The 1,904-nt window shown below is 64.2% G+C and carries 1 protein-coding gene and 1 pseudogene; one reads left to right on the top strand and one right to left on the bottom strand.

Going from position 1 to position 1,904, the window contains the following annotated elements; genetic code table 11:
• Nucleotides 1–12 precede the first annotated feature (12 nt).
• Nucleotides 13–507, bottom strand: a pseudogene (locus XAXN_RS20040) (LysE/ArgO family amino acid transporter); the annotation flags it as partial.
• Between the two features lie 101 nt (nt 508–608).
• Between XAXN_RS20040 and XAXN_RS20045 the strand changes: the two are divergent.
• Nucleotides 609–1,532: a LysR family transcriptional regulator ArgP gene (locus XAXN_RS20045; protein WP_054320807.1), complete on the top strand. Its 924-nt coding sequence runs from the start codon at nt 609–611 to the stop codon at nt 1,530–1,532.
• The last annotated feature ends 372 nt before the right edge of the window (nt 1,533–1,904 follow it).

The following is a 1,904-nucleotide window of genomic DNA, read 5'->3' on the forward strand; positions in this document are numbered from 1 at the left end:
TGATCAGCGTTGCCCTAGGCCAGAGAACCAGCTCACGCTGGCCACGCACGCGCCCAGCGCGAATGCCCAGCGCAACGCGCCGGGGTAATGCGTGGCCAGACTGCCGGGCAAGAGCATCGTATCGAGATAGACGTGCGGGTTGAGGAAGGTAAACGCCAGGCAGGTGACCACGGCGCGTTGCCAGCGGTCTTCGCCCTGCTCCGCCGGCGGCATTGCGCCATCCCCGCGCCAGGCCCGGCGTGCCGCCGTCCACCCATACGCCGCCAAAAACGCGGCCCCCGCGTAGCGCAACAGCTGCAGCAGGCCCGACCATTGCTGCGCCAACACGCCGATTCCAGCGAAGCCGAGCAGGATCAGCGCGATATCTCCAAGTGCACAGATCGCCACCACCAGTCCCAAGTGCTGGCGCTTGAGCCCTTGCCGCAGCACGAATGCATTCTGCGCGCCGATAGCGACGATGAGACCGGCGCCGGCAAGAAAACCGGCCACTGTTGCTTGAACGATCATGGTGTTGTCTCCGAGGCAGGCGTGCATCGTTGGCCCTGCCATCGGATTAGGAAAACTAAATAATCTGTATGCTGATTAGCATTTCTGATGCTGGTGAACGCATGGATCTTCTGCATCCGCAATTGGCCGCCTTCGCGGCCGTTCTGGACGAAGGCAGCTTCGACGCCGCCGCGCAGCGTCTTGCACTGACGCCTTCGGCAATCTCGCAACGCATCAAGGCGCTCGAAGACCGACTCGGGCAGGTACTGGTCATGCGCACGGCGCCTTGCCGGCCCACGCCCGCCGGCGAACGGCTGCTGCGCCGGCTCAAGCCCATGCAGGTTCTCGAAGCCGAGGCGATCGCCGACTTCCTGCCTGGCGATGGCATCGCCGGGCATCCACGTACCCTTGCCATCGCGGTCAATGACGACTCGTTACAAACCTGGTTTCTGCAGGCGTTGTCTTCTCTGCACCAGGCACACGGCTTCTTGTTCGATGTGCAGATGGACGACCAGGACCACACCCTGGAATTGCTGCGCGCTGGCAGCGTGCTGGGCGCGGTCACCTCCGAGCGCGCGCCATTGCAGGGTTGCAACGTCCAGGCATTGGGCGTGATGCGTTACCACGCGATCGCATCGGCGGCGTTCGTCGCTGCGTACTTCCAGGACGGCTTCACCGCCGATGCGCTGGGGAAGGCGCCGATGCTGGTGTTCAATCGCAAGGACGCCTTGCAGGCGCGTTTCGTCAGGCGCATCACGCGTAGCCGGCTGAGCCCGCCCACGCATTACCTGCCCACCTCCACCGGCTTTGTCGAAGCCGCTGCGCGCGGGCTGGGCTGGTGCCTGGCGCCCGAAGCGATGGTGCTGCCTGCGGTGCGCAACAAGCAGGTCGTCATCATCGACTCCACCCACTGGCTCGATGTTCCGCTGTACTGGCAATACGCCGCTGTGCGCTCGAACGCCTTGCAGCAACTCGGTCAGGCACTGCGCGAGGCGGCTGCCACCAGCTTGCGTGGCAGCAGACAGACATTACCGCCACCGATCTGACCGCCTGCCCATCGCCGGACGGCCATGCATCTGCACCGCTCCGAATCCGGTCCCCATCGCCACGTTGGCATCGCTTGCCACGTTAGCCGGGCACTCGGTGCGCTGGTACGCCCAAGCGCTGAGTCCAGCCACTATCCGCGCCCATTGAATGCACGCGGTGCGATGCACGCCGGGGCACTGTGGCATTCAGCAACATCGAACTTCCGCCGCCGCCCCATGTCGTTCAACTGCAGCAGGACCCGTGCTGGATCACTCGGCGCTGCGCTGCTGCGACAGCGCATGTTTTAGGGCAACGCTGATCAAGTTCCAAAGATGCGAGGATAAGTGCTTCGCAGCGATGGTGGTGCAAGCCGATGAAGCAGCGGACCTTGG

Origin of the sequence: Xanthomonas axonopodis, assembly GCF_001304695.1 — a bacterium.
Taxonomy (GTDB): Bacteria; Pseudomonadota; Gammaproteobacteria; order Xanthomonadales; family Xanthomonadaceae; genus Xanthomonas; species Xanthomonas axonopodis.

Excerpts from the sequence above, each read along its gene's own strand:
- XAXN_RS20045 (WP_054320807.1), top strand. The coding sequence starts at position 609 with ATGGATCTTCTGCATCCGCAATTGGCCGCCTTCGCGGCCGTTCTGGAC.